Annotated in this window: 29 protein-coding genes and 4 pseudogenes; 12 read left to right on the plus strand and 21 right to left on the minus strand. The window is 62.7% G+C overall.

What is annotated here, in order from left to right; translation table 11 throughout:
• Nucleotides 1–528: 528 nt before the first annotated feature.
• Both LCM4576_RS30320 and LCM4576_RS30325 read right to left on the minus strand, forming a co-directional pair.
• Complete coding sequence (locus LCM4576_RS30320) at nucleotides 529–1041, minus strand: hypothetical protein (protein ID WP_131803324.1); 513 nt, start codon at nucleotides 1039–1041, stop codon at nucleotides 529–531.
• Nucleotides 1042–1102: 61 nt separating this feature from the next.
• Entirely contained in the window at nucleotides 1103–1366 is a 264-nt protein-coding gene (locus LCM4576_RS30325) for a DUF4258 domain-containing protein (protein WP_157901246.1), read from the minus strand.
• A 671-nt stretch (nucleotides 1367–2037) separates the two neighbouring features.
• Here LCM4576_RS30325 and LCM4576_RS37840 point away from each other — a divergent pair.
• Nucleotides 2038–2142, plus strand: a pseudogene (locus LCM4576_RS37840) (transposase); the annotation flags it as partial.
• Between the two features lie 14 nt (nucleotides 2143–2156).
• On the opposite strand, the gene LCM4576_RS36660 reads toward LCM4576_RS37840, so the two are convergent.
• Entirely contained in the window at nucleotides 2157–2303 is a 147-nt protein-coding gene (locus LCM4576_RS36660) for a hypothetical protein (protein WP_157901247.1), read from the minus strand.
• A 101-nt stretch (nucleotides 2304–2404) separates the two neighbouring features.
• Between LCM4576_RS36660 and LCM4576_RS35440 the strand changes: the two genes are divergently transcribed.
• Complete coding sequence (locus LCM4576_RS35440) at nucleotides 2405–2827, plus strand: transposase (protein ID WP_131803325.1); 423 nt, start codon at nucleotides 2405–2407, stop codon at nucleotides 2825–2827.
• A gap of 201 nt (nucleotides 2828–3028) precedes the next feature.
• Here the strand turns inward: LCM4576_RS35440 and LCM4576_RS30335 are convergent, their stop codons facing one another.
• The 3 genes from LCM4576_RS30335 to LCM4576_RS30345 all read right to left on the minus strand — a co-directional run bounded on the left by LCM4576_RS30335 (nucleotide 3029) and on the right by LCM4576_RS30345 (nucleotide 4443).
• Complete coding sequence (locus LCM4576_RS30335) at nucleotides 3029–3484, minus strand: hypothetical protein (RefSeq protein ID WP_071036079.1); 456 nt, start codon at nucleotides 3482–3484, stop codon at nucleotides 3029–3031.
• A gap of 240 nt (nucleotides 3485–3724) precedes the next feature.
• Nucleotides 3725–4093 carry a helix-turn-helix domain-containing protein gene (locus LCM4576_RS30340; RefSeq protein WP_244510961.1) on the minus strand — a complete coding sequence of 123 codons (369 nt, stop codon included), beginning with the start codon at nucleotides 4091–4093 and terminating at the stop codon, nucleotides 3725–3727.
• On the minus strand, nucleotides 4093–4443 hold the full coding sequence (locus LCM4576_RS30345) for a type II toxin-antitoxin system RelE/ParE family toxin (protein ID WP_071036080.1): 351 nt from the start codon (nucleotides 4441–4443) through the stop codon (nucleotides 4093–4095). Before LCM4576_RS30345 ends, LCM4576_RS30340 begins: the two co-directional genes overlap by 1 nt.
• A 130-nt stretch (nucleotides 4444–4573) precedes the next feature.
• Here LCM4576_RS30345 and LCM4576_RS35445 point away from each other — a divergent pair.
• From LCM4576_RS35445 to LCM4576_RS30370, 3 genes and pseudogenes are all read left to right on the plus strand, one after another.
• Nucleotides 4574–5517 (plus strand): IS630 family transposase gene (locus tag LCM4576_RS35445; protein WP_198540342.1). Its coding sequence is split into 2 segments (ribosomal slippage): nucleotides 4574–4910 and nucleotides 4910–5517, totalling 945 coding nucleotides; the frame shifts between segments, so codons are not numbered across the junction.
• Between the two features lie 828 nt (nucleotides 5518–6345).
• On the plus strand, nucleotides 6346–6555 hold the full coding sequence (locus LCM4576_RS37845; protein WP_371410071.1) for a helix-turn-helix domain-containing protein: 210 nt from the start codon (nucleotides 6346–6348) through the stop codon (nucleotides 6553–6555).
• Between the two features lie 775 nt (nucleotides 6556–7330).
• Nucleotides 7331–7703: pseudogene (locus LCM4576_RS30370) on the plus strand (VOC family protein).
• A gap of 231 nt (nucleotides 7704–7934) precedes the next feature.
• Here the strand turns inward: LCM4576_RS30370 and LCM4576_RS30375 are convergent.
• The 4 genes and pseudogenes from LCM4576_RS30375 to LCM4576_RS30385 form a co-directional block, all read right to left on the minus strand.
• Nucleotides 7935–8798 (minus strand): annotated as a pseudogene (locus tag LCM4576_RS30375) (GH25 family lysozyme); the annotation flags it as partial.
• 119 nt (nucleotides 8799–8917) lie between these two features.
• Nucleotides 8918–9056: pseudogene (locus LCM4576_RS37850) on the minus strand (muramidase); the annotation flags it as partial.
• Nucleotides 9057–9205: 149 nt separating this feature from the next.
• On the minus strand, nucleotides 9206–9991 hold the full coding sequence (locus tag LCM4576_RS30380) for a phosphodiester glycosidase family protein (protein ID WP_071036085.1): 786 nt from the start codon (nucleotides 9989–9991) through the stop codon (nucleotides 9206–9208).
• A 190-nt stretch (nucleotides 9992–10181) separates the two neighbouring features.
• The gene (locus LCM4576_RS30385; RefSeq protein WP_071036086.1) at nucleotides 10182–11054 is read right to left on the minus strand and encodes an undecaprenyl-diphosphate phosphatase; all 873 of its coding nucleotides are present in this window, start codon (nucleotides 11052–11054) and stop codon (nucleotides 10182–10184) included.
• Nucleotides 11055–11258: 204 nt separating this feature from the next.
• Between LCM4576_RS30385 and LCM4576_RS30390 the strand changes: the two genes are divergently transcribed.
• On the plus strand, nucleotides 11259–12188 hold the full coding sequence (locus tag LCM4576_RS30390) for a hypothetical protein (protein WP_071036087.1): 930 nt from the start codon (nucleotides 11259–11261) through the stop codon (nucleotides 12186–12188).
• A 57-nt stretch (nucleotides 12189–12245) separates the two neighbouring features.
• Here the strand turns inward: LCM4576_RS30390 and LCM4576_RS30395 are convergent, their stop codons facing one another.
• From LCM4576_RS30395 to LCM4576_RS30405, 3 genes are all read right to left on the minus strand, one after another.
• The gene (locus LCM4576_RS30395; protein ID WP_071036088.1) at nucleotides 12246–12458 is read right to left on the minus strand and encodes a hypothetical protein; all 213 of its coding nucleotides are present in this window, start codon (nucleotides 12456–12458) and stop codon (nucleotides 12246–12248) included.
• Nucleotides 12459–12585: 127 nt separating this feature from the next.
• Nucleotides 12586–12981, minus strand: coding sequence for a GFA family protein (locus LCM4576_RS30400; RefSeq protein ID WP_040981201.1), 396 nt, complete (start codon nucleotides 12979–12981; stop codon nucleotides 12586–12588).
• Between the two features lie 118 nt (nucleotides 12982–13099).
• The gene (locus LCM4576_RS30405) at nucleotides 13100–13348 is read right to left on the minus strand and encodes a ParB N-terminal domain-containing protein (protein WP_040981203.1); all 249 of its coding nucleotides are present in this window, start codon (nucleotides 13346–13348) and stop codon (nucleotides 13100–13102) included.
• 144 nt (nucleotides 13349–13492) lie between these two features.
• On the opposite strand from LCM4576_RS30405, the gene LCM4576_RS30410 reads away from it, so the two are divergent.
• Genes LCM4576_RS30410 through LCM4576_RS30425 form a run of 4 tightly spaced genes read left to right on the plus strand, consistent with a single transcriptional unit; the run spans nucleotide 13493 to nucleotide 18057 of the window.
• Entirely contained in the window at nucleotides 13493–15133 is a 1641-nt protein-coding gene (locus tag LCM4576_RS30410) for a N,N-dimethylformamidase beta subunit family domain-containing protein (protein WP_071036089.1), read from the plus strand.
• A 2-nt stretch (nucleotides 15134–15135) separates the two neighbouring features.
• A complete protein-coding gene (locus LCM4576_RS30415) occupies nucleotides 15136–16518 on the plus strand; it encodes an aspartate aminotransferase family protein (protein ID WP_071036090.1) in 1383 nt (460 codons plus the stop codon).
• Between the two features lie 13 nt (nucleotides 16519–16531).
• A complete protein-coding gene (locus tag LCM4576_RS30420) occupies nucleotides 16532–17026 on the plus strand; it encodes a GNAT family N-acetyltransferase (protein WP_071036091.1) in 495 nt (164 codons plus the stop codon).
• A gap of 2 nt (nucleotides 17027–17028) precedes the next feature.
• Nucleotides 17029–18057, plus strand: coding sequence for a histone deacetylase family protein (locus LCM4576_RS30425; protein WP_071036092.1), 1029 nt, complete (start codon nucleotides 17029–17031; stop codon nucleotides 18055–18057).
• Here the strand turns inward: LCM4576_RS30425 and LCM4576_RS30430 are convergent.
• The 4 genes from LCM4576_RS30430 to LCM4576_RS36440 form a co-directional block, all read right to left on the minus strand.
• A complete protein-coding gene (locus LCM4576_RS30430) occupies nucleotides 18054–19319 on the minus strand; it encodes a cysteine desulfurase-like protein (RefSeq protein WP_071036106.1) in 1266 nt (421 codons plus the stop codon). The genes LCM4576_RS30425 and LCM4576_RS30430 overlap by 4 nt on opposite strands.
• 35 nt (nucleotides 19320–19354) lie before the next feature.
• On the minus strand, nucleotides 19355–20422 hold the full coding sequence (locus LCM4576_RS30435; RefSeq protein ID WP_071036093.1) for an aldo/keto reductase: 1068 nt from the start codon (nucleotides 20420–20422) through the stop codon (nucleotides 19355–19357).
• A 119-nt stretch (nucleotides 20423–20541) separates the two neighbouring features.
• A complete protein-coding gene (locus LCM4576_RS30440) occupies nucleotides 20542–21000 on the minus strand; it encodes a hypothetical protein (protein WP_082037062.1) in 459 nt (152 codons plus the stop codon).
• A 91-nt stretch (nucleotides 21001–21091) separates the two neighbouring features.
• Complete coding sequence (locus tag LCM4576_RS36440) at nucleotides 21092–21310, minus strand: hypothetical protein (RefSeq protein ID WP_131803326.1); 219 nt, start codon at nucleotides 21308–21310, stop codon at nucleotides 21092–21094.
• A gap of 76 nt (nucleotides 21311–21386) precedes the next feature.
• On the opposite strand from LCM4576_RS36440, the gene LCM4576_RS35450 reads away from it, so the two are divergent.
• Nucleotides 21387–21551, plus strand: a complete 165-nt coding sequence (locus LCM4576_RS35450; protein WP_082037063.1) for a DUF1127 domain-containing protein — start codon at nucleotides 21387–21389, stop codon at nucleotides 21549–21551.
• Nucleotides 21552–21611: 60 nt separating this feature from the next.
• Here LCM4576_RS35450 and LCM4576_RS30445 read toward each other — a convergent pair whose 3' ends face one another.
• Nucleotides 21612–22118, minus strand: coding sequence for a DUF1993 family protein (locus LCM4576_RS30445; protein ID WP_071036094.1), 507 nt, complete (start codon nucleotides 22116–22118; stop codon nucleotides 21612–21614).
• Between the two features lie 142 nt (nucleotides 22119–22260).
• On the opposite strand from LCM4576_RS30445, the gene LCM4576_RS30450 reads away from it, so the two are divergent.
• Nucleotides 22261–23310 (plus strand): DUF1176 domain-containing protein, encoded by a 1050-nt coding sequence (locus LCM4576_RS30450; RefSeq protein ID WP_071036095.1) that lies wholly within the window; start codon nucleotides 22261–22263, stop codon nucleotides 23308–23310.
• A 15-nt stretch (nucleotides 23311–23325) separates the two neighbouring features.
• Here the strand turns inward: LCM4576_RS30450 and LCM4576_RS30455 are convergent, their stop codons facing one another.
• Genes LCM4576_RS30455 through LCM4576_RS30465 form a run of 3 tightly spaced genes read right to left on the minus strand, consistent with a single transcriptional unit; the run spans nucleotide 23326 to nucleotide 26558 of the window.
• Nucleotides 23326–24207, minus strand: coding sequence for a phospholipase (locus tag LCM4576_RS30455; protein WP_071036096.1), 882 nt, complete (start codon nucleotides 24205–24207; stop codon nucleotides 23326–23328).
• A gap of 33 nt (nucleotides 24208–24240) precedes the next feature.
• Nucleotides 24241–25857, minus strand: a complete 1617-nt coding sequence (locus LCM4576_RS30460; RefSeq protein ID WP_071036097.1) for an NTP transferase domain-containing protein — start codon at nucleotides 25855–25857, stop codon at nucleotides 24241–24243.
• Nucleotides 25854–26558, minus strand: coding sequence for an XdhC family protein (locus LCM4576_RS30465; protein ID WP_071036098.1), 705 nt, complete (start codon nucleotides 26556–26558; stop codon nucleotides 25854–25856). Before LCM4576_RS30465 ends, LCM4576_RS30460 begins: the two co-directional genes overlap by 4 nt.
• Nucleotides 26559–26563: the final 5 nt, after the last annotated feature.

Raw genomic sequence — 26563 nt, forward strand, 5'->3', positions numbered from 1 at the left:
CGGCTGCCAGCGATGGCGTCTATGTACCGTCCAGTGGTTCCCAAGTAGGCGAAGATCTAGGTGAGTTGGGAACCAAATGCTCCATACTTCATTGACCGTCGAAGCCAAATCGTGGTATCTGCATCATAGATCGCTGGTGATTGGGCGTGTGATAGCCAGTGCCGCCATGTCGTAAAGACATGGTTCCTGCGTATGCAGGGATAGGGAAACCAAGAGCTTCGCCCCCAGATCGGTTCGCCGATCGCACGGCCCCGAAAGGGGCCGTTTCCTTTTTAAGGTAGTTTCGGAACCTTTCGCCTTTTGCCGAATACCATTGTTGCGTGCTCCCCTTCAAGGCGGAGCTTTGCCAAATAGGCAAACTTTACATCGCTAGTCGGTAGCAACCGCCACCAATTCGCAAAACTGAGCCTCCTGGGGTCCGCAGGATGTGGGGCGTCATCTGTCGCTTGTTCGTCCCGTGCCGATACTCGGTGCCGTCATCAGCTTAGCTGCCTTCGACGTGTCCGGCCGGGGCAATGTAGCCCCGGCTTATGCGGCTAGACGGTCCCAGGCATCTTGCCGGACGTTGTTCATAGCAACGCGAACAAGCTGCAGCTCGATCGGGGCTAGAACCACCCCCTCCTCGAGTTCGTGAACCCTCATCTTCGTGATGTCAGCAGGGTTGTAAGCAAAACTTGGCTCTTGCTCGTGCAGCAAAGCGCAAATGTTGTGACGGATCGTCTTTTCCGTAAATTCACCCATGCCCTTTACATCGGTCTCCCACCTTGAGACCGTTTCCTTCGCCCCGACGCCCATTGCATTTCCGAACTCTTCCTGCGTCATGTCCAGTGCCCGCCTCATGAACCTGATCTCGGGTCCACTCAGCTTCACCGGGATGAGCGCGCGAGCAATGGCTGCCGTGCGTACAAGGCTCTTCAGGTGCGGTATCTCGGTCTCCCTGCTCCCGCACTTCTGGCATGTATAGCAGTGCACAGCGTCAAAAAGCTTGACCGTAACGCCGCCCAAGTCCTCGACCCATTCATCAAGGATGGTGTGCATCATGTTCGGGCAACCGCACTCCAAACACTTCGTCATGGCTGGCTCTTCCTGATCAACGAGGTAATCACCGGATTACCCTAATTTCTTCTTCGGCTACCACCACTGCAACGAGAAGTCGTCCGTCTGAATCTCGGCCCTCGGCTCTCCAAGTTATGTCGAAATTCGTAGGCTCGACCTTCGTGATCTGACATCGAGGCAGCATGTTCTCAACGTCGATCTTGAATATCCGGTCCTTCTCCATCTCCTCCAATGCATGGTTCGTGTACCGAACCCTAGCTCCGCTCTTTGCCAGCCGCCTGAGCCGTCCACATTCGTTTTCGAAGGCCACTTCATCTCCCGTCCGCCTCATACTGCCAGGAGTTGATCAAGAGTCAACTAGATCGGCACGCATGCGACAGCCATATCGGCCTGCGTTCCCTAATTTCAAGGTGTTATTGATCAGAAAAGTTGATCTGAATGTCGATTTATGGTCAACCATYTTCGACCGTTTCCAAGCGATCCGTTTCTGTTGAACCCGCCCCGATCGACGGCGATCTCGGCCAGCGAATGCGTCGCACAATAGGGAGCATTGACTACCCGGGAACCGGGTTGCACGGCCTGCCACTAGCGGTGGAAACGGCACAAACCCTCATTTGCGCATTAGCTAAAATGCCTTGAAAGAATTCGCCCGTTAGTTCTCGTTAACCCCAGGTCAAAGAACCGATCGACTCCCGCAACCGGATCCACTAAGGGCCCGCCTCATGTTCAGGCKGATACGCATACGGCGCTGATTTTCGACGGCCTTCCGGGCCGCCGCATCGCCACGCGTATCGACGACTGCCAACCGGAGCCTGAACATGAACACCCGCGCCTCCAATTCCCCCGCGCCCCGCCTGACTCCGAGGATTCTGGAGCGTCCGGAGGCTTGGGATTTCGTCCACGTCGATCACGCCGCTGAGGCGCAGAGGTGTGAAATACCAGGACGGCCAGCACTTCCTGATGTCCCCGGAATGCCGGGACATGTCGATCCAGCTGCTCGTAGAGATTGACGAAGAGGAAGCCTACGCGATCTTCCGCCAGTTCCGCTGGCCCAAGACGAGCGGCGAGCCCGTCTGCCCGCATTGCGGCGTTCTCGACTGCTACGCGCTCCGCAGGCGCGCCTTCAAGTGTTCCGGCTGCCGCCGCGAGTTCTCGGTCACCTCCGGCACCGTGTTCGCCTTCCACAAGCTCAGCTTCTGGAAGATGCTGGCCGCGATCTGGATGTCGGTGAATGCGGTGAAGGGCATGGCCGCGCTGCACCTCTCCCGCGAGCTCGGCGTGCAGTACAAGACCGCCTGGGTCCTGTCGCTGAAGATCAAGGAAGCCCTGGGGCTTGCGGCGCGTCGGCATGAAGCTCGAGGGCCAGATCCAGATGGACGGCAAGTACGCGGGCGGCCACATCAAGCCCGAGAACAAGGCCGAGGAGCGGATCGACCGCCGCCTGAAGAAGTACCTGAACATGAAGCGGCTCTGCGTGCTCGCGCTGCGCGAGAAGAACGGCAGCGGATTCGAGCGTACCTTCACGCGCATCGTCCGCGAGGAGCAGGGCGAGGCCGCGTGGGCGACGGTCCRCGACCATGTCAGCCGGGACGCGACAGTCGTCACCGACGAACACCCCAGCTATGCCGACCTGGCCGGCCTCAACAAGCACAAGCAGGTGAACCACTCGGAAGCCTACCAAACAGAGGACGGCACCAACACGAACCACGTTGAGAGCTTCTTCTCGSGCATCCAGCGGGCCTATGTCGGCATCACCACCGCTTCTCGCTGAAATATTTCGACTATTACGTCGCCGACATCGCCTGGCGCGAGGACAATCGCCGGAAGAGCAACGGCCAGCTGACGGCGCTTGTGCTGTTCGCCGCGATGCTGAACCCGACCTCGAGGAATTTCTGCGGCTACTGGCAGGGGAACAGCCCGCCCGATCCGGCCTTCGAGGACTTCGACAGGCCCCTCGCGCCCGCCTGAGCACTCAGGCGGCGATCTCCCACTGACGGCGGTGGCCGTCCAGCATGGCTGCGTGGCGGACGCGCCCGGCCTTCCGGAGAGCGTCGAGGATCGATGACAGGCGGTTGCCGATGAGGGCGACCCTGGGATCGTCTCCGGAAAGGCCATGCCTTGTCGCGAATTCCTGGGCGCATTCGGCGGTCGACAGCGGCCGCCTGGCGGTGCGCAGAATCTCGAGCGTCATCTGTCGCTTGTTCGTCCCGCCGATAAGCTTGTCGAGCTCCTTGGCGCTCATCGCCGTCGGCGGACGGCCGCGGYGCTTCTTCGGCTGCTCTTCCGGTTTCCATTCCGGCTCGTAGATCCCGATCACCTTGTCGACGGCCGCGATCTGCGACTGCAGCTCGGCAAGCGCCGCCGCCAGCTCGCGGGCACGCCCTGCCAGCTCGCTTCGCTTGCCCTTCAACTCGTCTGAAACGCCCATCTTGCCCMCTGAAATCCTGATTTCAGAGGGGTATCAAATCCAGGATTGAAGGTCTGGTGGCGGYTGCTACCGAATAGCGGGCATTTCAGCCATCTGCGGTTAAACTGATATTGATCCTCTCTGAGCGACCGCGCCGCCGCGGGTGGCACGGTCGCTCAGAGAAGGCAACGTGACGTATTGATGACGAAAGACAGCCGAAGGACTCGGTGCGGTTTCGGCGGCAATGGCCGTAAAGCAGTCTTACCTGTGCGCGGCGGCCCGCGCGGGTTCTCTGACCTGGTCAGATTGCTGCCGCTTTGGTTCAACAGCCACATGGCGAGCCGAACCATCCGGCAGCTTCAAAACCAGCTCCAGTCCTCCACCCAGGGCTTGCATGTACCGCACGATGGAGGAAAGCAGCATGTCTTCTCCATGCTCCATGCGCGAAATGTTGTTCTGGGTCATGGCAGCACCGACGCTGACGTTCTTCTGCGTCATCTTGCGTTCTTTGCGGATTTCAGCCAAGGCTTCACCTAGACGTCGGCGGGCAATCCGCTCGTCCAACTCCTTCTGGATATCGGGATCGAGTTCCGACCGGATCTCAACCCAGCTCTTCGCACCCTTCATCATCACAAGCTCTCCAGCCATTCCTTGAAGCGACCGTCTGCCTTTTCAATCAGCGCCCGGTAAAATCGGTCTTCGCTAACGCCGGACTTGTCACCGCCGCAGAGAACCACTGCTCTCTTTTTGGGATCAAAGGCAAAAGCGAAGCGCCAAACTCCGTCGGCCGCCTTGAAGCGTATTTCCTTCATGTTGGCGTAGGCCGACCCGTTCAATGTATCCACATCCGGCCGTCCAAGCTTCGGTCCTTTCTCTCGAAGCTCGTCGAAAACCTCGCCGACCGCTATCTTCACTTCCCTATCCAGCGCCCGAAACTCTCCAACGAAATCCGGATGGAATACGACCTGCCACTCGGCCATGCTCGCCCCAAGATATACTGTCAATGATATATTTTCAAGACCCTAGAGCAAATCCATTGATCGATGAATCGATTGTGATGTGACACAGGCCTTCTCGGCTGATTCAACGTCCACTTTGATGAGGTGGATGATGGCAAGAGCACTGAGCGAAGATCTTCGGTCGCGGGTTTTGAAGGCTTCCGACGAGGGTATGTCGGCGCGGCAGGCAGCGGCCCGGTTCGGGGTCGGAGTATCAAGTGCGATCCGCTGGGTCGCGCGAGCCAAGCTCGGCGAGCGGACGCCTCGGCCACAGGGTTGGCGGCGCGCCTCCAGTCTGGATGCGCATGAAGCCTTCATCGTCGGGCTGATCGAGGCGCGCAAGGACATCACGCTGGACGAGATGGTCGAGCGGCTCGCAGTCGAAGCGTCGGTCCGCATCGGTCGCAGTGCGTTGAGCGCCTGGCTTGGCAAGCGCGGCTGGACGTTCAAAAAAAGTCCGCACATGCACTGGAGCAGACCCGTCCGGACGTCCTGAAGCGCCGTCGCGCCYGGTTCGACGGCCAGCTCGATCTCGATCCAGCCCGGCTCGTCTTCATCGATGAGACCGGCCTGTCGACCAAGATGGCGCGGCTGCGGGGCCGTGCGCCACGCGGCGAGCGCTGTCGGGCTGGCGTGCCTCATGGCCACTGGAAGACCACCACTTTCACCGGCGCGCTGCGGCTGACCGGCATGACCGCGCCGTTCGTCTATGATGGCGCCATGAACGRCACGGTCTTCCGGGCCTATGTCGAACAGGTCCTCGTCCCGACCCTGAAGCCGGGCGACATCGTCATCATGGACAACTTACCGGCGCACAAGGCGGCAGGGGTGCGCGATGCGATCGAGCAGGCCGGCGCGACATTCACCTTGTTGCCACCATACAGCCCCGACTTTAACCCGATCGAGAACGCCTTCTCAAAGCTCAAGGCGCTTCTGCGCGCCAAAGCAGAGCGAACAATCAGCGCCCTGTGGGATGCCGTCGGCTCGATCGTCCAGCTGTTCTCCCCAGACGAATGCGCAAACTACTTCAAGGCAGCTGGATATGATCCGGATTAAGCCGGATGTGCTCTAGCAGTCTTCTACCCAACGTGATTCTGTGAAGGCTGCTGCATTTCTAGGCACAGCTGAAATTGATGCCAACCTCAGTCCGGATCTCCGCTCGAAGAGCCAGGCCGTCTCGGGCAGCCATCACTAGGAATGGGTGAATTCCAGAAACACATAAGGGACCCGAAGGTCCCTTATGGCGGTCGGCGTGCAGCCAGACCCCGTGGCAAAGCCATAGACGATAGGTAGAGCATTCACAGCCGAGAGGCAAACCCAATCGCAAGAGGGGAGAGCGGCCAGGAGGCYACTGCTGTCCTCCTGGCCGAAGTCCCACTCGACCTACCAGGCCATCAGGCCCATCGGCGTAACCGAATGACCGGGCATCCGCCCGGCGGGCCAGCGCTATCCGCGGTATGCCGCGTCAGTCGATCYGTCGCTGGCTCCCCCCACGCGTTGCAGCGCGGGAAGTTATTGAAGCCTAGTCCGCCCCGCAGAGCCGACAAGTCCCTCCCCTGAAACGGCCTCAACGAAAGGGCGYGAATACCTCGCCCAACACGAGATAGACTTCCTCGTCCGGAACGCCGCCGAACCTATTCTTGAAAGCCGAAAACGCGCCGGAAAACCTTCCCGGAACGCTCAAGGTTACAACTTTGCATCTGGGAGAGTCACAACTTTGGGTGTGGAATTTCTTCCTAAAAAATCATGCAATGATTTCAATGGCTTCCAGAGGGGCAGAGTCACAACTTTGAGTGTGGGATCATGAATACTCCGCTTAGCTCGGATCCCTATCGCCTCACGCCCTTCGGACGTCTTTGCTCCGAAGGGCGCAGTGCGATGACTATGACAAGGCCCGAGCTAGCGAAGTTAGTAGGGACATCCCCCCTCGACATATCTCGTATCGAGCGCGGAGAAAAATCGCCGCCAGCCCACTATGTGCTCTTGGTGATGGACATACTTGAGCTCGACAAGACTGAAGTCGAGTTAGCGCTCGCAGAGCAGGATCCGACCTACAAAATCACCCGTGTTACCCAGCCCCGATATGGTGCTTAACAATGGACGATGTATTTATTAGCAGAGGTGCTTCGGCCAACAAAATTCGCATATTGGCCGAATGGGTCCGAAAAGAACTTTCAAACTCAAACAAAGGGACGTTTGATATAATTCGTTTTATTGAGATTGACCTACCAAAGCTATTTCCAGGGTTATATGTTCACATCGAGTCGGATAATAAGATGGGAAGCGCGCGGGCATTCGTCTCCGAGGATCCGCTGGGAATAGTCGTCTCAGATAGCATTTACGAAGGCGCGTCTAACGGATGCATGTTTTCGGCGGAAATAATCATGCACGAGGTTGGGCACCTTTTGCTGCATCATCGATACGCAGCGCTTGGGCTAAACAGTGCTGCAGAACCTTATCAGCAGAGAGTCGAGGGAGCAGGTTTCGCTCACAGCGCTGAATGGCAAGCCACCATGTTTGCGCTCTGCTTTCTTTACCCGTTCTCAGAGTTCAAGAAGTTCACCGGAGTGGGGGAACTTGCGAAATCAAGTAGGCTGACACATGGCCAAGCAAATCGTGTTCTCAACCACATTAAGAGGCTAAGAGTTCGACAGAACTACTCCGATACGGTGTTAGACAGGAGTTGGCTCAAGGGGGTCACGGAATCATTCCCGAAGATCCAAAAGGCTCGCCCATCCAAACTGAGGTCACAACTCTTGCTGTTTTTTGGGGACACAAGGCGAGCCCRCAACGTGCGTCGACTTGAGGTTGGCTTGCTGGCTTGAAAAATCGTTGCGGTCGGCTCATCTGAGCGTCCGCGATATTCGTCATGATYGACCACATCACCATCGAAGTCGGCGACCTCGCCAAGAGCAAGCTCTTCTATGAGAGAGCCTTTGCGCCCCTGGGCTACAGCTTGTCCTTCGGCAAGGAGAGCGTGTTCTGGGCCTTCGATGTCGGCAAAGGCTGCCTGTTCGAGATCCAGCGGACGGGCGAGACGCCGCCGCTCACCCATCTGCATGTCGCCTTCCGGGTGAAGAGCAAGGCCGAGGTCGACGCGTTCTACCGCGCGGCGCTCGAAGCGGGCGCAGCGGACAATGGCGCGCCCGGGGCCGCGCCCGGACTATGCCGAGCATTACTACGCCTGCTTCGTGCTCGATCCCGACGGCTACAACATCGAGGCGATGATCAACGAGGGGTGATGTGCCGACGCCCCCTCCAAATTCGTCATTCCAGGGCGGAGCAAGGAGCGAAGCGACGCGCGAAGACCCTGGAATCCATGCCGTGATATGAACGCGTTGCAGCGGTCCAGAATTCTGCGCCGTTGCACGCTACGACAAAGGTCACGGCATGGATACTCGGGTCAAGCCCGAGTATGACGACGGCGCATTGCGAGGCGTCCGCTCATCTCCCTTGGGGAGAAGGAGAAGCGCCTAATCCGCGTCGGCCACCATCTGCCCGCCGCCGCCCAGCCAGGCGCGCCATTGGCGCTCGTCGCCGTGGAAGACGTTGAGGTCGATGCGGCCGCTTACGCCATGCGACAGCCCGGAGCCCGAATACTGCCAGAACAGCCATTTGCGGCCGGGATAGACCTTTGACGGATGCGCCGCCACGGCGCGCAGCCAGAACGGGTAATCCAAGAAGGCCCCGCGCAGGTTGTCGCGATAGAAGTCGGGGCTGGTGTAGATGATCGGACGCTGGCCGTAATGGCGCTCCAGCTTGTCCATGAACACCTGCATCTTCTCCAGCACCTTGTCGCGCGATGGCCTGCGCTTGCAGGAGGATTCGCCGTTCCACTCGACGTCGATGACCGGCGGCAGCGCGCCGTCGACCTTCGGCACGTTGCGGATGAACCAGTCGGCCTGCTCGCCGGCCGTGCGGCACCAGTAGAAGAAATGATAGGCGCCGCGCTTCAGCCCGGCGGCATCGGCGTTGCGCCAATTCTTCATGAACATTGGGTCGAGATGGTCGCCGCCGTCGGTCGCCTTGATATAGGCGAAGTTGGCGCCCTGGGCGCGAAGCTTTTCCCAGTTGATGTTGCCCTGCCAGCGCGAGACGTCGACGCCATGCACGGCGAGATGCCGCGGCGAGGAGCGRCCGAAATTGATCGGCTTGGCATCGCGGAACGCATAGCGGGTGACCGGGCTGGCGAGCATGGCGGGCGCGGCGCRCGACAGCCGCTTCGGCGGCGAGACGAGCGCTGCCTCCTGCACCGGCGGCTCGACGCTGTCCGGCAGATCGGTCGCCGGGAAGTTCACCGTCTCCTCCTCGGCGAGGCCGAAGGGGCGCGAATTCTCGTCGTCAGCGCCCGCGTTACCTTCGTCAAGCAGCGGCGCCGGCGGCGTGATGCGCGCCATGCCCGACATCGACGCGGTCTCGACGGTCTTTTCCCTTACGGCGGTCTTCACGCCTTTCGACACCGGCGCGCTCGGCCGCACGACCGAGCTCGTCGTCTCGTTGGACGGCAACTGCAAGGCATCGACGCCCGACGTGGACGAGCAGCCGCCAAGGCAAAGCGCTGCGAGCACGAAACTGACGACGCCAAAAATCCGCATCTTTGACCTGTACGCGAGACAAAACAGACCGAAGGCAGGAACAACGCCGCCGGAAACCCCATTCCTAATGAGAAATTACCAACAAAGTTTGAATCAAAATTTACCTTTGGCGCGATCGGATGATTCGAGATGACGCCGAAGACGGTCGGCTACCGCCTGAACACGCCGATCATCGGCCCGAGATTCCAGAAATCGTCGTTGCGGCCGATCCCGGGCGCATAAAGGCTCGAGATCGAGCCGTCGAGGAAGAGCGCATTCGGGCAGCCGAGCTCGTCGCGGAACAGCCGCGCGAATTCGTGGAAGGTCACGACGTCGTCGGAGATCGCGAAGACCGCGACGCCGTCGGCGCGCACGCCCACGCCGTCGCGGATCTTGCGCGAGGTGCCGTTTGCCTGAAATTTCGGATGCAGCTTGCCGTCGATGACCAGCATCGRTCCGGACTGCGTTGCGTAGTCCACGCGCGGCGGACGCTTCAGGTAATCCCTGGTCGCGCGAACGCCGRCCTTGCCGGCGCTGAGATAAAAGATGCCGTTCGGCTGCATGGAGAAATTGCCGGTTCCCGATCCGGTCCTCGCCGGCGTGACCTGCTCGCCGTGTTCGACATAGAGCCCGACCGGCGCGAGGTTCGGATGATACATGCCGGCATTGATGCCGAAGAGCATGGTGCGCCCCGTCGCCTGCTGTGCGCTGCGCAGATTGTGCAGAGACCGGTAGAGCTCGCCGTCCTTGTCTTTCCAGAACAGTTCGATGGAAAAATGCTTCGGATCGGTCTCGCAGACCAGGTAGGTCGCGTTCTCGAAGGTCTGGTTGCGGCAGGGCGGCAGCGCCGCCAGCCACTGGCCAAGGCCCATGCCCGCGCCGACCGCGGCAGGCACCGCCGATTTCACCAGCGTTGCCAGCAAAGGCACCGATTGCAGCAGCGTCACTAGATCCATCAGAGCCCCGAAGAAATAGCGGATGGCGTGGCGGCCTCCAGGCCAGGCAGGGTGTGTCGAGATTCAGGTCAGGCCGAGCCGAAAATGGTGGCTTTCGAGAACCGGAGCGGAGCGTACTTAAGTACGTGAGCACCGGAAGCGCAGGAAGCCGCCATTTGCAGGCCGGGCCTCACCTGAATATCGACACACCCTAGGTGAGCCAGCCGGTGGCGACGCCGATCAGCAGCACCACGCCGARCAGACCGCGATAGATGACGAACGGCCAGGCGGAGAAGCGTTCGAGCACCCGCATCAGTCCCCAAATGGCGAAGAAGGCTGAGATCGAGGCGACGACGAGGCCGACAGCCAGGATCGACCAGCCATGCGCGTCGAGATGCACCTTGTGCAGTTCATAGAGCTCCTTGAGGCCGGCCAGCGCGATGGCCGGCAAGCCGAGCAGGAAGGACAGGCGCGCCGCCTCCGGCCGGGCAAAGCCCAGCCCCATCGCCGCCGTCAGCGTCGAGCCCGAGCGCGAGACGCCGGGAATAAGCGCGCCGACCTGGGCGATGCCCACCAGCAGCGCGTCGAGGATCGATGCCTGGCGCAGCATGAGCTTGTGGCTGGCGAAAATCTCGGCGAGCGCCAAGAGGATGGCCATGGCGATGCAGGCCCAGCCGATGACTGCGAGCCCGCGCAGCGGCGAATTGCAGGCGTTGAGCACGCCGGAAAGCGCAAGGCCCGCAATGACGATCGGGACGGTGGCAAGCACGATGCTGATCGCGAGGCGGAAATAACGGTCACCGAAATCGCGGCGCGAGATCGCCGAGATCGATCCGAACAGCACGTCCCTGACGTCGCTCCAGAAATAGCTGACCACCGCCGCCAGCGCCGCCAGTTGCATTGCGGCGGAGAAGGCCGAGCCTGGGTCCTGCCAGCCGAGCACGGCCGGCACGATGCGCATATGCGCGGTCGACGAGATCGGCAGCAATTCGGTGATGCCTTGCACGATGCCCAGAAATGCCACCTTGGCATAACCCAGGCCGACAAAGCCGGTATCCAACCCTTGAGTGCAGACGTCGGTCATCTCAATCCTTTTCCCGACGCCCCGGCCCCTGCCGAGGCAAAAGTGAATCGTCATTCGAAAGCCCTGGAAGACAGGCTTAGCCTCACGATAGCGTGATTCCAACTCACGGATTTGTAAGGTGCCGCTAATCCTGCTTGACAACCTTCGGCACCATATTATCATCCACTAATCTTACACTGTAAGGTGTATCGCAGGAGGATAGTCATGTCGACCGCCGCCCTCGCGGAATTGGAGCCGGTCACGCCGCCGGAAACGCATGYCCCTGAAATCGCAATCGAGGAGGTGTCGCGCGATTTCAGCCGCGCCATCGAGCGCGCCGAAGTGGCGGCCTGGCTCGACCTCTACGAAGCGGCGCCCACCGACTTCGCCGCGCGGCAAGGGCTGTCGATCGCGAGCGAKGGCGATCTGGTCTGGACCACCTGCACGACGATCCCGTTCATCCATTTCAACTGCGTGAAGAATATCGGTGTCGACGGTCCGGCGACGGAAGAACAGGTCGACGCGCTGCTCGCGCGCTACCGTGATGCCGGTATCACGCGGCCGTGGTTCTATACCAACCCGCATGTCGAACCGGYGCGGCTGCGATGCTGGCTGGAAGCGCGCGGCCTGCAGCATCAGGGCGGTTGGGAGCGCATCTATCGCGACGCGACGCMGCTGCCGGACAAACCACTTTTCCCGGGTGACCCGCTGATCCCGGTAGACGATCTGGTGGTCGAGCAGGTCACGCCCAGGACAGCTTCGCAATGGGCTTCCTTCATCGATGCCAAATACAGGCTCCCCACCTCGCCCTGGCTCATGGCGCTTGTCGGCCGCAAGGGCTGGCGTCACTACATGCTGAAACGCAGGGGTGYGGTCGCCGCCGTGCGCTCGCTCTTCATCTCAGACGGCACCGCCTGGAGCGGCATCGATGCGCCGGTGCCCGGCATCAYGGCGCCGAGCTTCGATCTTGACGCCATGCTTGGYGAAAGGCTGGTTCGCGACGGCATCGCCGCCGGCGCAAAACTTTTTGTCGCCGACATCGAGGCGCCGCGCCCCGACCGCGACGGACCGGCCTATCGCAACTACGACCGGCTCGGCTTCAAGCTCGCCTATTTGCGCAATCATTACAGCTACCTGCCCGCGCATTCGAGTTGATCGGCAGCTGTTGTCCCTGCGCAATTCCGGCGGGAAACTGACATTTTGTGGGCCGCCTCAGYGGTAGAGCCATTGCTTCAGGCAGCTTCTTGCCACCACATGCGCCGGCGGCACCGAAGCCTGGTCGATGCGGGAATCATCGCCAGCCCTGTCGCGCGCCTTCTCCAGAAGCAGGCGGATCTCGGCCGGACGCACCCGGTCGCGTTCCATCACGAGCTGGATCATCGGGTCGTTCAAAAGCTCGTCCAGGGTGTTGATGCTCTCGCTCATCCGTCGCCTCCTCGATGCCGGCCCGCACCGCTTTAAATAGGCAGCAATGATGGCTCGCCAATGACGCTTTGCCGGCTATGTCGTGAATCGAAGATGAAATTTTTGTGCAGGCCTGCGTCGCAATGACTCAGGCCGGCGGCGCGCCTTCATATTGCGGCAGGCCATCGTCGAGCATCACCCAGGGCTGCTTCGAGGCGGTCCAGAAATGCATGTCGGGCTTGAACAGCGACGGGTCGTCGAGCGACCCCGACGTGACGCCGAGAATGCCCCGGGAGTCGCGCCGTGAGAACAGCGTGGTGCCGCAGGCCGGGCAGAAGCCGCGCTTGAGGTCCGGCGTGGAATTGATTGTCGCCACCGGGCCTTCGATGGTCACGTCGTCGATACGGAACAGAAGTCGCGCATTGAAGGCGGCGCCGATCGCTCTCTGGCAGATCCGGCAATGGCAGACCCGTTCGTTGACCGGTTCGACTTCGGCCTTGTAGCGCACCGCGCCGCACAGGCATCCGCCCTCATATTTTGCCATGGCAAGCTTCCTGTTCGTGAACTATCGGCACGCTCTAGCCGCCGGCGCGGCAGCGTCAATCAAAAAGCATTGATGGGACGCGATCGGTAACGGTGATGAAGCGGCCGGACGCTCAGGATCAGTGGCGCTTGGCCTGCACGAGATAGGCGTCGATCGTGGTTTCGCCGAGCCACTTGGCGGCTTCGAGCCGGTGCAGCCCCTCAACTAGGATGTGGCGCTTGCCGTCGTGCCGCACCTGGATCGGCGTCTTCATGCCATTCTCGAGGATATCCTCGGCAAGATGGCGCACGGTCTCGGGATGCAGCGTCTTGCGACGCGCCGTCGGCACGTAGATGTCGTCGACCTTGACCTTTTGTACCCGCAGCATGTCGACTCCCCGGCACTGAACGTCGCCTTCCCATGAAATAGTCTGTTTGCCGGATATGGCCAAGCGCGCGCTGGCCCGATGCTTTCCATTTGACGCTCGGCCGGCCAATGGTCTCAATGACGGCCTCGTGATCTCAGGTGTTCCTTGACGCAACTGCCCACCGAATTTCCCGACTTCGGACTGACGCCCGAGCAGCGCCGCGAAGCGGTGCGCGGCCACTATTACGAATGGCCGGGAATGGATGGCTCCGGCGGTGAGATCTGGTGTTACAGCGACCGGTTTTCCTATCATCCGGGCGAGACGGTGACGCTTTTCGTCAGCGCGACGGCGCCGCAATTCAGCCTTGCCGTCATCCGCGACGGCAACAGCGAAACCAAGGTCTTCGAGGGAGCTGGCCTGTCGGCGCGCTGGCAGGATACGCCCGACCAATGCTCGGTCGAAGGCTGCGGCTGGGAGGCTTCGTTCGAATTCCGCATCGGCGACGACTGGCCGTCCGGCGCCTATCGCGTCACGCTTCTTGCCGACGGCCGCGACGRCAATCCGATCCGCAGCCACCATCTTTTCATCGTAGCGCCCTTGCCCGGTCGCAAGCCAGGCCGCCTGCTGCAGGTCGCCGCCACCGGCACCTGGACCGCCTACAACACCTGGGGCGGCTCGAATCATTATCAGGGCATCACCGGCCCGAACCGCGACCAATATGCCACGACGGTATCGACRCAGCGCCCCTGGTGCCGCGGCTTCGTCGTGCTGCCCCAGGACGCGCCGCGCGTGCCGCTGGACGTCGCGGTGCCGCCGAAGACCGTGCCGCGCTATCCGCATATGGAGTGGGCCTTCGCCACTGGCCATTCGAAGAAATACGCCTCTTCGGGCTGGGCGAGCTACGACAGCCATTTCTTCCGCTTCGCCGAGCGCGCCGGTTATGCGATTGATCTCGCCAGTCAGCACGAGCTCCATTTCTCGCCCAACATCCTCGATGGCTATGATTGCGTCGTCTTCGTCGGGCACGATGAATACTGGACCTGGGAGATGCGCGACGCCGTCGACAATTACGTCGAGCGCGGCGGACATGCGGCGCGCTTCGCCGGCAATTTCATGTGGCAGACGAGGCTGGAAGACGAAGGCCGCCGCCAGGTCTGCTACAAATACAAGGCGCGCGCGGAGGACCCCGCCTATCGCGGCGGCAACGTCACCCGCGCCACCAACTCCTGGGAGGCGCCCGAGATCGGCCGCCCGGGCAGCGCCACCTTCGGCCTCAACGCCACCAGGGGCGTCTATGCCGGCTGGGGCGGCTGCGCGCCGCGCGGCGTGCGCGGCTTTCCGGTCTACCGTCCGGAGCACTGGGCCTTCGCCGGCACCGGCATCTATTATGGCGACCTGCTCGGTGCCGACAGCCATGTCTATGGCTATGAGGTCGACGGCCTGGATTTTGAAATCCGTGGCGGCCTGCCCTACCCGACTGAAACCAGCGGCGCGCCGGATGGCCTGCAGGTGCTGGCCGTCGGCATGGCGAGCCAGGTCGAGGAAAGCGCCGACATTCCGATCGAGGATCAGTTCCTCACCGACGAGGACGGCCGCTTCACCGCCGAGACGCTTTTCGGCGAGGCGAGCGACGCCAATCTCGAAAAGGTCAAGCGCGGCAACGGCATGATCGTCAATTTCCCGCGCGGCAAGGGTGAGGTCTTCCACGCCGGAAGCTGCGAATGGGTCGCCGGCCTGCTAAGGCAGGACGCGATGGTCGAACGCGTGACCAAGAATGTTCTCGACCGCTATCTTGGAAAGTCCTGACAATGCCGAAGTCCCAAGCCAAGCCCTCGCCCGAAATCGAAGCGCGGCCGCCGTCGCATCTATTCTATCTGTCGAGCCTGCGCCGGCCACTCGTCGACCGCGCCGAGGGCATCTATTTCTGGACCAAGGACGGCCGCCGCTTCATCGACGGCTCGAGTGGGCCGATGGTCGCCAATATCGGCCACTCCAACCGTAACGTCCTCGACGCCATGAAGCGGCAGATGGACAAAACCACCTTCGCCTACCGGCTGCATTTCGAGAACGAGCCGGCCGAGGAGCTCGCGCGGGAGCTTGCCGGCAAGCTGCCTGAAGGCATGGACCGCATCTTCTTCGTCTCCGGYGGCTCGGAAGCGACCGAGTCCTGCATCAAGCTCGCCCGGCAATGGGCGGTCGCCACCGGCCAGCCCAAGCGCTGGAAGGTGATCACCCGCTTCCCTTCCTATCATGGCGGCACGCTCGGCTCACTTTCCATCACCGGCGATGACGCGCTGGCCGAGACCTTCACCCCGATGATGAAGGTGATGCCGACCGTGCCGGCGCCGACGGCCTGGCGCGACCGCGATAACCTGTCGATGGAACAGCGCGGCCTCCGCTATGCCGACATGCTGGAGGAAAAGATCCAGTCCGAAGGCCCGGAAAGCGTTCTGGCCTTCATCATGGAGCCGGTCGGCGGCGCCGCAACGGCTGCGCTCGTCGCGCCCGACAGCTATTATCCGCGCATCCGCGAAATCTGCGACCGCTACGGCATCCTTCTGATTCATGACGAGGTAATGAGYGGGGCCGGCAGGACAGGCAAATTTCTCGGCGGCGACCACTGGAATTGCAGGCCGGACATCGTCGCGCTCTCGAAGGGGCTGGGCTCGGGCTATGCGCCGCTCGGAGCGCTGGCCGCGCCGATGCGGCTGGTCGAGCCGCTGCTTGYCTCGGGCGGCTTCCAGCACGGCCACACCTATGCCGGCAATCCGCTGGCCTGCGCCGCGGGCCTTGYCGTGCTTGGCGAGATGGACCGGCTCGATCTCATCGCCAACGCAGCCGCCATGGGCGACGTGCTGATGGCGGAGTTGAAGGGCTTGCAAAAGCGCTTCCCCTTCATCGCCGACGTGYGCGGCAAGGGCTTGCTCACCGGCGCCGAAATGGTCGCCGATCCGGAGACATTGAAGCCGATCGATCCGGCCCTGAAGGCAACACAGCGCCTGCTCGACCACGCCTATGCGCGCGGCCTCATCATCTATGGCCGCAAGGTCAAGGGCGGCGTCGACGGCGACAATTTCATGGTGGCGCCGCCGATGATCATCACCAGAGAGCAGATCGGCGAGATGATCTCCATCATCGGCGATTCGCTGGAGGCGCTGGCGCAGGAACTCGACCTGCCGATGGAAGGGTGATGAAGGTGTTTTGATGCCGGCACCGGTCACCCTCCGCCCCGGTCGCATCGACGACGTCGAAACCATCCACGGCGCCCTGCTGCGCCTCGGCACCCATATCGGCGCGCATCAGGAAATCACCTCGACGCCCGACGACCTTCGTCGCTACGGCTTCGGCGAAAGGCCCGCCTTCTCGACCCTGATCGCCGAGATCGGCGGCGAATTCGCCGGGCTTTGCCTGCATTTTCCGATCTTCTCGACCTGGATGGGCCGACCGGGCGTCTATGTGCAGGACCTTTACGTCGAGGATCGCTTCCGCGGCCGCCGGGTGGGCGAAAGGCTGYTGCGGCGCGTCGCGAAAGAGTGCCGCGCGACGGGCGGCGCCTATCTGAGGCTCTCCGTCGACACCGACAACGAAACCGCCAAGGCCTTCTATGAGAAACTGGGCATCGGCTGGTCGAGTTACGAGCAGGTGCAGAAGATCGTCGGCGACGCTTTTTTCGCCTTTGCCGACACGCCGGAGGAATGACGATGAAAGCCTTCTATGCCGAGGAACAGAAACGCCATGATCCCAAGGCTTTCCTCTCCAGCGGCGCGCCGCAGCCGAACCCGGAAAAGCCGGAGCGGATCGAAAGATTGTTAGCCGGCGCAAGATTGGCAGGATTGACGGTCGAACGCCCGAGGAATCATGGGCTTGGTCCGGTCGCGGCGGTGCATACGCCTGAATATCTCGACTTCCTCGAGCACATTTTCACGCGCTGGCAGCGCATCGAAGGCGCATCGGCGGAGGTGATCCCGAACATCCACCCGATCGCCCGCAACGGCTCCTATCCGGCCACGGCGGTCGGCCAGGCCGGCTACCACATGGCCGACACCGCCTGCCCAATCTCGGCCGAGACCTGGAACAGCGCGTTGTGGAGCGCCTGGAGCGCGGTGGAAGCCGCCGAAGCGGTGATGGCCGGCGCGCCGTCGGCCTATGCGCTCTGCCGCCCGCCGGGCCATCACGCCTTCGCCGATGTCGCCGGCGGCTTCTGCTTCATCAACAATTCGGCCGTCGCGGCTCAGGTTCTCCGCAAGAATTCCGCCCGCGTCGCCATCCTCGATGTCGACCTGCACCACGGCAACGGCACGCAAGGCATCTTCTATGCCCGTCCCGATGTGCTGACCGTCTCGCTGCACGCCGATCCGGTGCGCTTCTATCCGTTCTTCTGGGGACATGCCGACGAGCGCGGCGAAGGTCCCGGCCTCGGCTACAATCTCAACTTGCCGCTGCCGCGCAAATCCGGCGACACGGCCTTTCTCGAAGCGCTGGCGACGGCCTTCCAGCGCATCCGCGCCTTCGCGCCGGAAGCGCTTGTGGTGGCGCTCGGCCTCGACGCTTTCGAGGGCGATCCGTTCGGTGGCCTGTCGGTGACGACGCCGGGCTTCTCGCGCATCGGCGAGGCGATAGCCGGGCTCGACCTGCCGACGGTCATCGTCCAGGAAGGCGGCTATCTCTGCGATGCGCTCGGCGACAACCTCACAGCCTTCCTGACCGGTTTCGGCGGCAAGAAAGACTAGCGCTGCTGCCTCAGCATCGCGATCACGCGATGCGCGCTTTCCAGCGTCTCTCCGATCTCGGCAGCCGTGTTGTAATGCGCGATGCCGATGCGCACGACGCCCTGCTCGGCCGGAATGCCGAGTTGGTGGACGACCTCCCACGCATAATTGTGGCCTGACCAGACAAAGATGTTCTCGGCATTCATCTGCCGCACGATCGTTTCCGGCTCGATGCCCTCGACGGTGAAGGAAATGGTCGGCACCCGCTCGGCGAGACGCTCCGGATCGGTGATGCCGTGGATGACCAGGCCCTCGATGTCGGACAGGCCCTCGATCAATTGCCGGGCAAGCGTGTTCTCGTAGGCGATCGAAACCTCGAACGCCTTGGCGATACRCTGCCGGCGTGAGCCGCCCTCGCCGGCGGCAGCGCCGATATCTGCGAAATAGTCGATTGCCGCCGTCAGCCCGGCCATCAGCTCGATCTGCGGCGTGCCAARCTCGAACCGCTCGGGCAGGACGTTCGAAGAGCAGCGGCATTTGTACGGTTTCAGCGCGTCGATGACATCGCGGCGGCCCCACAATATGCCCATATGCGGCCCGAAGAATTTATAGGCCGAGCAGATGAGGAAGTCGCAGCCAAGTTCCTGCACGTCGATCAGCCCATGCGGCGCGAACTGCACGGCATCGACATAGACCAGCGCGCCGGCTTGTTTAGCTGCCGCCGTCAGCGCCTTCACCCGGTTGATCGAGCCGGTGAGGTTGGAGGCATAGTTCAGCGCGACGAGGCGCGTCTTGTCCGAAAGCAGCGCCTTGAGCGCTGTCTCCTCCACCTGCCAGCTCCGCTCGTCGAACGGCAGGAAGCGCACGACAAGGCCGAGATCCTCGGCGAGCTGCAACCAGGGCGAGACATTGCCTTCATGGTCCATGCGCGTGACGATGATTTCATCGCCGGGATTCATCGTGCGGCCAAGCGTGCGCGACATGTGATAGGTCRGCGTCGTCATGTTGGCGCCGATGACGATCTCCTCGGCACTCGCAGCATTGAGGAAATCGGCCATCGCGGCATGCGCCCCATCGACCGCCTTTTGGGCCGCAAGCGTGGTCTCAAAGAACCCACCCAGGTTCGCGTTGGTCGAGAGCAGGCAGCGCGACACCGCGTCGGCCACCGTCAGCGGCACCTGCGTGCCGGCGGGATTATCGAGATAGATGCGCCGGCGCCCTTTATCGGTCAGCGAGAGCGCCGGAAACTTGCCGCGCACGGCCTCGATCGGAAAATCTGCCATCTTCTCCACCCCTTTGTTTTGCAAACGATTCCCGCTCAAGGGCACGGATTGCCGACACGCTGGTGGATGGCATCGACCGCCTTCTGCATCTCTTCCGTCCAGGTGACGTCGACCGAGGACAGCGCCATCTCGAGCTGCGCGATGGTGGTCGCGCCGACGATATTCGCGGTCACGAACGGCCGGCTCGCCACATAGGCGTTGGCGAAGAGCGCCGGCTCCATGTCGAAGGAACGCGCCAGCTCGGTGTATTGAAGCAGCACTTCCGCCGCATTCGACGTCTCGTAGCGCTGGCCGCGGTTGAAGAGCTGCGAGCGCGAACCCTGCGGCCGCGCGCCATGATCGTATTTGCCGGTGAGATAGCCCTGCGCCAGCGGCGAATAGGGAAGAAACGCGATCTCCTCGCGCTCGCAAACCTCGGCGAGGTTCACCTCGAACGTGCGGTTGACGAGGTTGTAGGCGTTCTGCAGCGAGGCGACGCGTGGACCCGTGCCCTTCTCGGCTTCGAAGACGAAGCGCATGACGCCCCAGGAGCTTTCGTTCGACAGGCCGAGATGGCGGATCTTTCCGGCCTTCACCAGTTCATCGAAGACGGCGAGCGTTTCGGCGATCGGCGTCTCGTCTCCCGGAGCACCTGCCGCATCCGCGCGCCGCGCCACCGCTCCCACGCGCGTCGGATTCGAGCCCCACGGAATATCCCGGTCCGGCCAGTGGATCTGATAGAGGTCGATGTAGTCGGTGCCGAGCTTGGCCAGCGATTTCTCGACAGCGTCGAAAATGTCGGCGCGCACCAGCTTCGACGGACGATCGCCGCGGAACCACGCGTTGGCCGTGCGGCCGACGACCTTGGAGGCAAGGATGACCTTGTCGCGGTTGCGATTGGCCTTCATCCAGCTGCCGATGGTCTTCTCGGTCCGTCCTTGCGTCTCCGCCTTGGGCGGGATCGGGTAAAGCTCGGCCGTGTCGATGAAATTCACGCCGCGCGAGAACGCCAGATCCATCTGGGCGTGGCCCTCGGCCTCGGTGTTCTGCTGACCCCAGGTCATCGAGCCGAGGCAGATTTGCGAAACAAGGAGGTCGGTCCGACCGAGGCGGCGTTTATGCATGGGGGTTCTCCGGCGGGAGGTCTTGCGCGGGCTGCGCGGGGAGGAAATTCAAGCATAAAGCACAGGCCGCGGCTTCTCCAAGCCCCTGCGGCCATCGACTTTTTAAGGATTCAGCGCGGCTACCGACGTGTTGCCGCCAAAGCCCGCCGCTTGGCCTCGTCGATCAGCATGTTGGCCACCTGCATGCGGATCATGGCGCGCTGGCGCAGATGCGGCGCGACCCGGTCCGGATGGTTGGCGAAGGCGAAGTTGCGGCGGATGCGGCCGAAATCGGCGTTCTTGGCCGGACGGTCGAGGCCGAGCTCGCCGGCGATCGCTTCGGGATCGATCGGCGGCAGCTTCTCCTCAGGCCGGTGTTCTTCGCCGGCCAGCGTCAGTTTCGCCTGGTCGAGCAGTGCCGCGAACTCAGCCGCAAGGTCGGCGCCCGACTCGCGATATTCGGCGGCGACACTCTCGCCGGCAACCTTGATGCGGCCGGAATGCAGCTCATCGGCCACGGACAGATAGTCGAAGGGAATAGATGGCCGGGCGCCCTGCTCCTCGCCTTTCTCCGAGGCGACGATCAGGTCGTCGAGCAACGAAGCGAAATCGAGCTTGGTCCCGGTACCGATCTCAGCCTCCCCTGTGATGACGGCATGCGTTGATGCCGCCGAACATAGGGCGCTGTCGTTAAAAATGAATGCTGGCGACACTGACAATTGGCGGCTTTGCGCTCGGAAAGACGGGAAAAAGCCGGACTGCATTTTCTGGCAGCCCGGCAGGGTCGCCAGGAGTGGCGAGGAAAAAGCCGGCCATGAGCCGGCACCGGTCCCTACGATCGAGCCCACCGGAAAGTTTCACGGAAAAATCGATTGTGGCGGAAAAAATTTCATCCGGCATGGCAGCCATGCAATTGCTGCACTGCACAATCTTAGCAAATCACCTATATCGTGATGTCGGGAGGACCAACAGGGGCAATTGAGTCATGGGGTTCTTCACTGAAATGTTCGCTCGGCCGAGGCCGCAGGAACACCAGCGTTACCGTGCGGCGCTCGCGCTTCTGAACGCGATGAGCAATGCCGACCGCGCCGATATCGGCATCAAGCCTGCGGATTTTCCGCGCATCGCGCGTGAAATGTCGATCCGCTGAGGCCGCGCTGAACCAAAGRGGTTTCCCGGGATGCCGGGAAACCTCCAACCGGTTCAAAAGTCAGYGATTTCCGAGGAAAGTCTGCTTGCCGAGCGGCACGCCATTGTGGCGCAGGATGTCGTAGGCCGTGGTAACGTGGAAGTAGAAATTCGGCGTCGCCACGTTGAGCAGGTACTGCAGGCCGGGCAGCGTGGTCTCGCGACCGCCAAGCCTCAATTCGATCGTCCTGTCTTCCGATCCTTCCAGATCGGCCGCCGTAAACGTCGCCAGATGATCAAGCGTCTTGGCGATTCGGGCCTGCAGCTCGGCGAAGCTCGCTTCATTGTCCTCGTATCTCGGCACCTCGCGGCCGGCCAGCCGCGAYGGCGCGCCCTTGGCATGGTCGGTGGCGGTCTGGACCTGCCTGGTCAGCGCGAACATGTYGGGCGCCAGCCGCGCGGTGAGGAACACCTGCGGATCGATCTTGCGCTCGCCGGCATTCTGCTCCGCCGCGGTCAGGACGCTGGCTAGCGCCTTCAGCCTGGCGGCAAACACGCCGACCGATATGTCGTACATGGAAATGGTCACGGGCAATCTCCCCATGCGGCCCCAGCGCCGCGGGCCGTGACCTAGCGCCTCCCGCCACGATTCTTCAAGCGGCCCTGCCCATGGCGTCACCACGCCGCCGCAATCGCCATGGTAGTATTTTCGTTACCGAGCGGAGGATTCGATGAAAAGAGCCGTTTTCGCAGCGACCGTCTTTTTTTCAGTGGCCGGCTTCACGCAATCGGCGCTCGCGGYGGATGCGCCCTATATCGATGACCGGTCAAGCGCCGATGCGGTCGTCCGTTCGCTCTACAGCGCCATCAATCGCCACGAATTCGCCCGCGCCTGGGGCTATTTCGGCGACACGAAGCCGGCAAAGGACTTCAACGCCTTCGTCAAGGGTTATGACGGCACCGACAGCGTTGAAGTCAAGACTGGCGCCGTGTCGAACGAAGGGGCGGCCGGCAGCATCTATTACAGCGTCCCGGTCGCCATTCAGGCAACCGACAAGAAGGGCGAGGCCAAGATTTTCGCCGGCTGCTACACGGTCCGCCRGGTCAACGCGCAGATCCAGGAGCCGCCCTTCCAGCCGATCTTCATCGACAAGGGCACGCTGAAGYCGTCGACCGAGGATTTCGACAGCGCCGTGCCGGCAAGCTGTGGCGACGGCCCTCCGCCGCCGAAGAAGGACGAGGCGCTGGAACAGGCCAGGAAAGCCTTCCTCGCTACCTATGGCGACCAGTGCGACAAGGAGGATCCGAACGGCAAGCCGATCGGCGAGCCCGAGGCTTACTCCATCCACTACAAGGACAAGGACGCCCAGCCCAACGACCCGGAGCGCGAGACGCGGCTGTTCCGCTTCTTCTGCTCGATGGCCGCCTATAACGAGACGGCGGTCTACTACATCGCCGACGATGTCAACGGCGTGACCCAGCTGCAATTCACCGAGCCGGACCTCGACATCCGCTACGAGAACAACAACAGCGAAGGCAAGGTCGAATCGATCCACATCATTGGTTTCAAGACCAGCGGCTGGGCGACCAACTCCGACTATGACGACAATACCAAAACCATCACCACGTCCAACAAATGGCGCGGCGTGGGGGATGCCTCGTCATCGGGAACCTACCTGTTCCGCAACGGCGATTTCTCGCTCGTCCAGTATGACGTCGATGCGTCCTATGACGGCGAGATCAACCCGCAGACGGTCATCGACTACAACACCGCCCCTTGAACGCGGAACCGTTGATCAGGGCGCTTTCGTCAGCATCCAGTTCAGCGCGCCGCGCCAGTCGACCATGCGGATCGGCGTGCCGTGCGTGCCGGTCTCGAAGCGCACGAAACGGGTCGGGTAAGACTTCTTGGCCAAGATCGAGCGGAAGRAGGCTTCCTGCTTCTCCACTGGGAAGACCACGTCATGGCTGCCCTGGCCGAAGAAAACCGGCACGCGGCGCTTGAAGGCGGGGCTGGTCAAGAAGCTGTCGTCCCATAGCGAGCCGAGCAGCAGCAGGCCGTTGATGCGGCTGCCCGTGTCCTTTCGATCCGCCAGCTTCCAGCAGATCATCCCGCCCATCGAACCGCAGGCGACGAATATCTTCGCGCCCGGCGATTGTTGGGCATAGTGACCGATGAGCGCCGCGACCTGCGCCGCGCCCTTGTCGCCGAAATCGGGGAAATCGGGCGACAGATAGAGGCCGTTATTGGCGGCCATCAGGTTCTTGATACGGTTGAAATTGCCGCCGAAGGTGAAGTCGTCGACGCCTTGCTTGCGGCTGCCGCCTTGCCCGTGCAGGTAGAGCACGATGATGGAGGCGCCTTCCGTCCTGCCGACCGCGACATGCCTGATATCGCCGGCGTCGGTCTTCAGCATCAGGTCCTGCTGCACCTTGCGCACACCTGGGTCGGTGTATTGCGCACGCACGCGCTTTTCCGGCACCTCGTCACGCTGGTTGATGTCGCGCATCTCATGATAGTCGAGGACGGTGTAGGCGCCATTGTCGCCGGTCGAGAGCGCCGCCGGATAGGCGAACAGGTCGTCCTTGAACGGTTTCAGAGAAAGCGTCTGGCTATGGGCAGCCTGGACGGCAAAACCGATTGCAACGAGCAGGGCGAAGAGGAAGCGGAAAAACATGCCTAGAGGCATGCGAAATTCGGCTCTGCTTTGTCAATCCTGCAGAACGCCGCCCGCCCCTTCCAGCGCCTCGCGCGTGTCGACATCGATCGCGGCGCCCTGCCCGATCTCGACATCGATCACATCGAGTCCCTCGGCCTCGACCAGATGGCGCGCGCCGGTATCGCCCTCGAGCTGCGCGACGGCCGCGAAAAGCGATCGCGGCAAAAGCACCGGATTGCCGCGCTTGCCCTGATGCGAGGCGCGCACTACGGCGTGACCGCCGGAACGGCGGAACGCATCGATCAGGCTGTCGAGGTCCTTCGACGAGACGCCGGGCATGTCGCCAAGCACGATCATGGCGCCGGCCGCGTCGGGCGCGACCTTGGCGATGCCCGCCTTCAACGACGAGGCAAGGCCGTCGGCGAAATCGGGATTGTCCGCGAGTTCCACCTCGAGCCCGCCAAGCGCCGAACGCACGCGTTCGCGCTGGTGACCAGTGACGACGATGGTGGCCGCGGCCTTCGAGCCCAGCGCGCGGGAGGCGGTACGGCGGACCAGCGGCTCGCCGTCGAACAGCGCCAGAAGCTTGTTCGGCCCACCCATGCGGCTCGACCGGCCGGCGGCCAGCAGCACGATATCGACTTTCAGCGCCGACCTCGCCGGTTGCGGCGCCGGCTCGCGCGGCTGCGGCCTGGTCGGGATTTCCATCAACAGCCCGCCGACGCCCATGCCGGCAATATCGCCTGCTGTCACCTCGAGCCCGGCAACCAGGCGATCGAGCACCCAGTCGAAGCCGTTCTCCTTCGGGCTGCGGGCACAGCCGGGCGCGCCGACGACGCGCTTGCCGTCCAGCGTCCCCAGCACCAGCAGATTGCCGGGATCGACCGGCATGCCCGCGCGGACGACCGTGCCGCCTGCGCGCTCGATCGCGGCCGGCACGACATCGGCGAAGTCGCTCATGGCCGAGGCCCCGAAGATCACCACCATATCGTTGTCGCGCGCCAGCTGGGCTGCGGCCGCCGCGACCGGCGCAATCTCGTGCGGCGTGCGCCGCTCGGCCGTCAGCCGGCCGCCGGAACGCGCCAACCGCGCCTCGGTGACGCGCAGCGTCTTGTCGAGCACGCTCGGCTTGACGCCTGGAAGCACCGTCTGAATGACGCCGACGGTGACGGGGCGATAGGCGTTGACGGCAAATATCTCACGACCGCCGCAGATCCTCACCACGCTGTCCACCAGGCTGGCGGCGACGGCGAAGGGAATGATCTTCACCGTCGCCACCATCTGGCCCTTCTCGACCGGCGCATGCTGCGCCAGCGTCGCGATGGTGATGGCCGGATCGACGGCATTGATGGCATCGATCATCCCGGCATCGACGGTAAACACGCCTGAGGCACCCGCATGCAGGTTCACCCGCCCGGTCGCGGCCGGCTTGACCTCGATGTTGCGATGACTCATGGCGGCGGCGATCTTCGCGGCGGCGGCGTCCTCGCCGAGATCGTCCTCGGCGAGCACCGCGGCGACGACCTCGCCGATGCCCGCCGCCTTGAGCGCCGCGATATCCTCGCTGCTCAGCCGGTGCGCTTTGCGGAACCGTTTGTCGCCGGCGGCGGTCGCATGCGCCAGCACCGCCCCTTCCGCCTCATCGATCGGAACCGGCCCGAATTTCACGCCACGGCGCCTTTTGCTTCGAGGCCGCGCGAGCGGAAGGCGTGGATGGTTTGCGCCAGGACGGCGACGGCGATCTCGGCCGGACTGGCCGCGCCGATGTCGAGGCCGATCGGCGCATGGATGCGGGCGATCTGGTCGGCGCCGGCGCCAAGCGCCAGCAGGCGTTCGACACGTTTGGCGTGGGTTTTGCGGCTGCCGAGCGCCCCGACATAGAAGCACCGGGCGTCGAGCGCCGCCTTCAGCGCGAAATCGTCGATCTTCGGATCATGGGTGACGGCGGCAAGCGCGGTATAGCTGTCGAGCGGCGCGCGCTTCAGCACATCCTCCGGCCATTCGGCATGCAGCGCGACGTCCGGAAAGCGCTCCGGCGTGGCAAACGCAGTGCGCGGATCGATGATCTCGACGGGATAGCCGGCGATCCTGGCCATCGGCGCCAGCGCCTGGCTGATATGCACCGCGCCGATCACCACAAGGCGCGGGCGCGGCAGATGCGCGTTGAGGAAGAAGGTCCGCCCTTCCGCTTCCACCGACCGCGAATTGCCGGTGCGGAACGCATTGGCGATCGCCGCCCCAAGATCGCCCGCAACCTGGTCGCCCTCGCGCACGATGCGGTCGCGGCCATCGCCAAGGTCGGTGACAAGCACCGCGGCGCGGCGGGCGCGGCGTTCTTCGTTCAGTGTCTTCAGGACATACGGATCCACGACGG

The organism is Mesorhizobium sp. LCM 4576 (genome assembly GCF_001854815.1).
GTDB lineage: Bacteria > Pseudomonadota > Alphaproteobacteria > Rhizobiales > Rhizobiaceae > Mesorhizobium > Mesorhizobium plurifarium.

Excerpts from the sequence above, each read along its gene's own strand:
- LCM4576_RS30320 (WP_131803324.1), bottom strand. The coding sequence starts at position 1,041 with ATGATGCACACCATCCTTGATGAATGGGTCGAGGACTTGGGCGGCGTT.
- LCM4576_RS30435 (WP_071036093.1), bottom strand. The coding sequence starts at position 20,422 with ATGCATAAACGCCGCCTCGGTCGGACCGACCTCCTTGTTTCGCAAATC.
- LCM4576_RS36660 (WP_157901247.1), bottom strand. The coding sequence starts at position 2,303 with ATGCCCTTCACCGCATTCACCGACATCCAGATCGCGGCCAGCATCTTC.
- LCM4576_RS30425 (WP_071036092.1), top strand. The coding sequence starts at position 17,029 with ATGAAAGCCTTCTATGCCGAGGAACAGAAACGCCATGATCCCAAGGCT.
- LCM4576_RS36440 (WP_131803326.1), bottom strand. The coding sequence starts at position 21,310 with ATGGCTGCCATGCCGGATGAAATTTTTTCCGCCACAATCGATTTTTCC.
- LCM4576_RS30345 (WP_071036080.1), bottom strand. The coding sequence starts at position 4,443 with ATGGCCGAGTGGCAGGTCGTATTCCATCCGGATTTCGTTGGAGAGTTT.
- LCM4576_RS30400 (WP_040981201.1), bottom strand. The coding sequence starts at position 12,981 with ATGGCAAAATATGAGGGCGGATGCCTGTGCGGCGCGGTGCGCTACAAG.
- LCM4576_RS37845 (WP_371410071.1), top strand. The coding sequence starts at position 6,346 with ATGACAAGGCCCGAGCTAGCGAAGTTAGTAGGGACATCCCCCCTCGAC.
- LCM4576_RS35450 (WP_082037063.1), top strand. The coding sequence starts at position 21,387 with ATGGGGTTCTTCACTGAAATGTTCGCTCGGCCGAGGCCGCAGGAACAC.
- LCM4576_RS30405 (WP_040981203.1), bottom strand. The coding sequence starts at position 13,348 with ATGCTGCGGGTACAAAAGGTCAAGGTCGACGACATCTACGTGCCGACG.
- LCM4576_RS30340 (WP_244510961.1), bottom strand. The coding sequence starts at position 4,093 with ATGATGAAGGGTGCGAAGAGCTGGGTTGAGATCCGGTCGGAACTCGAT.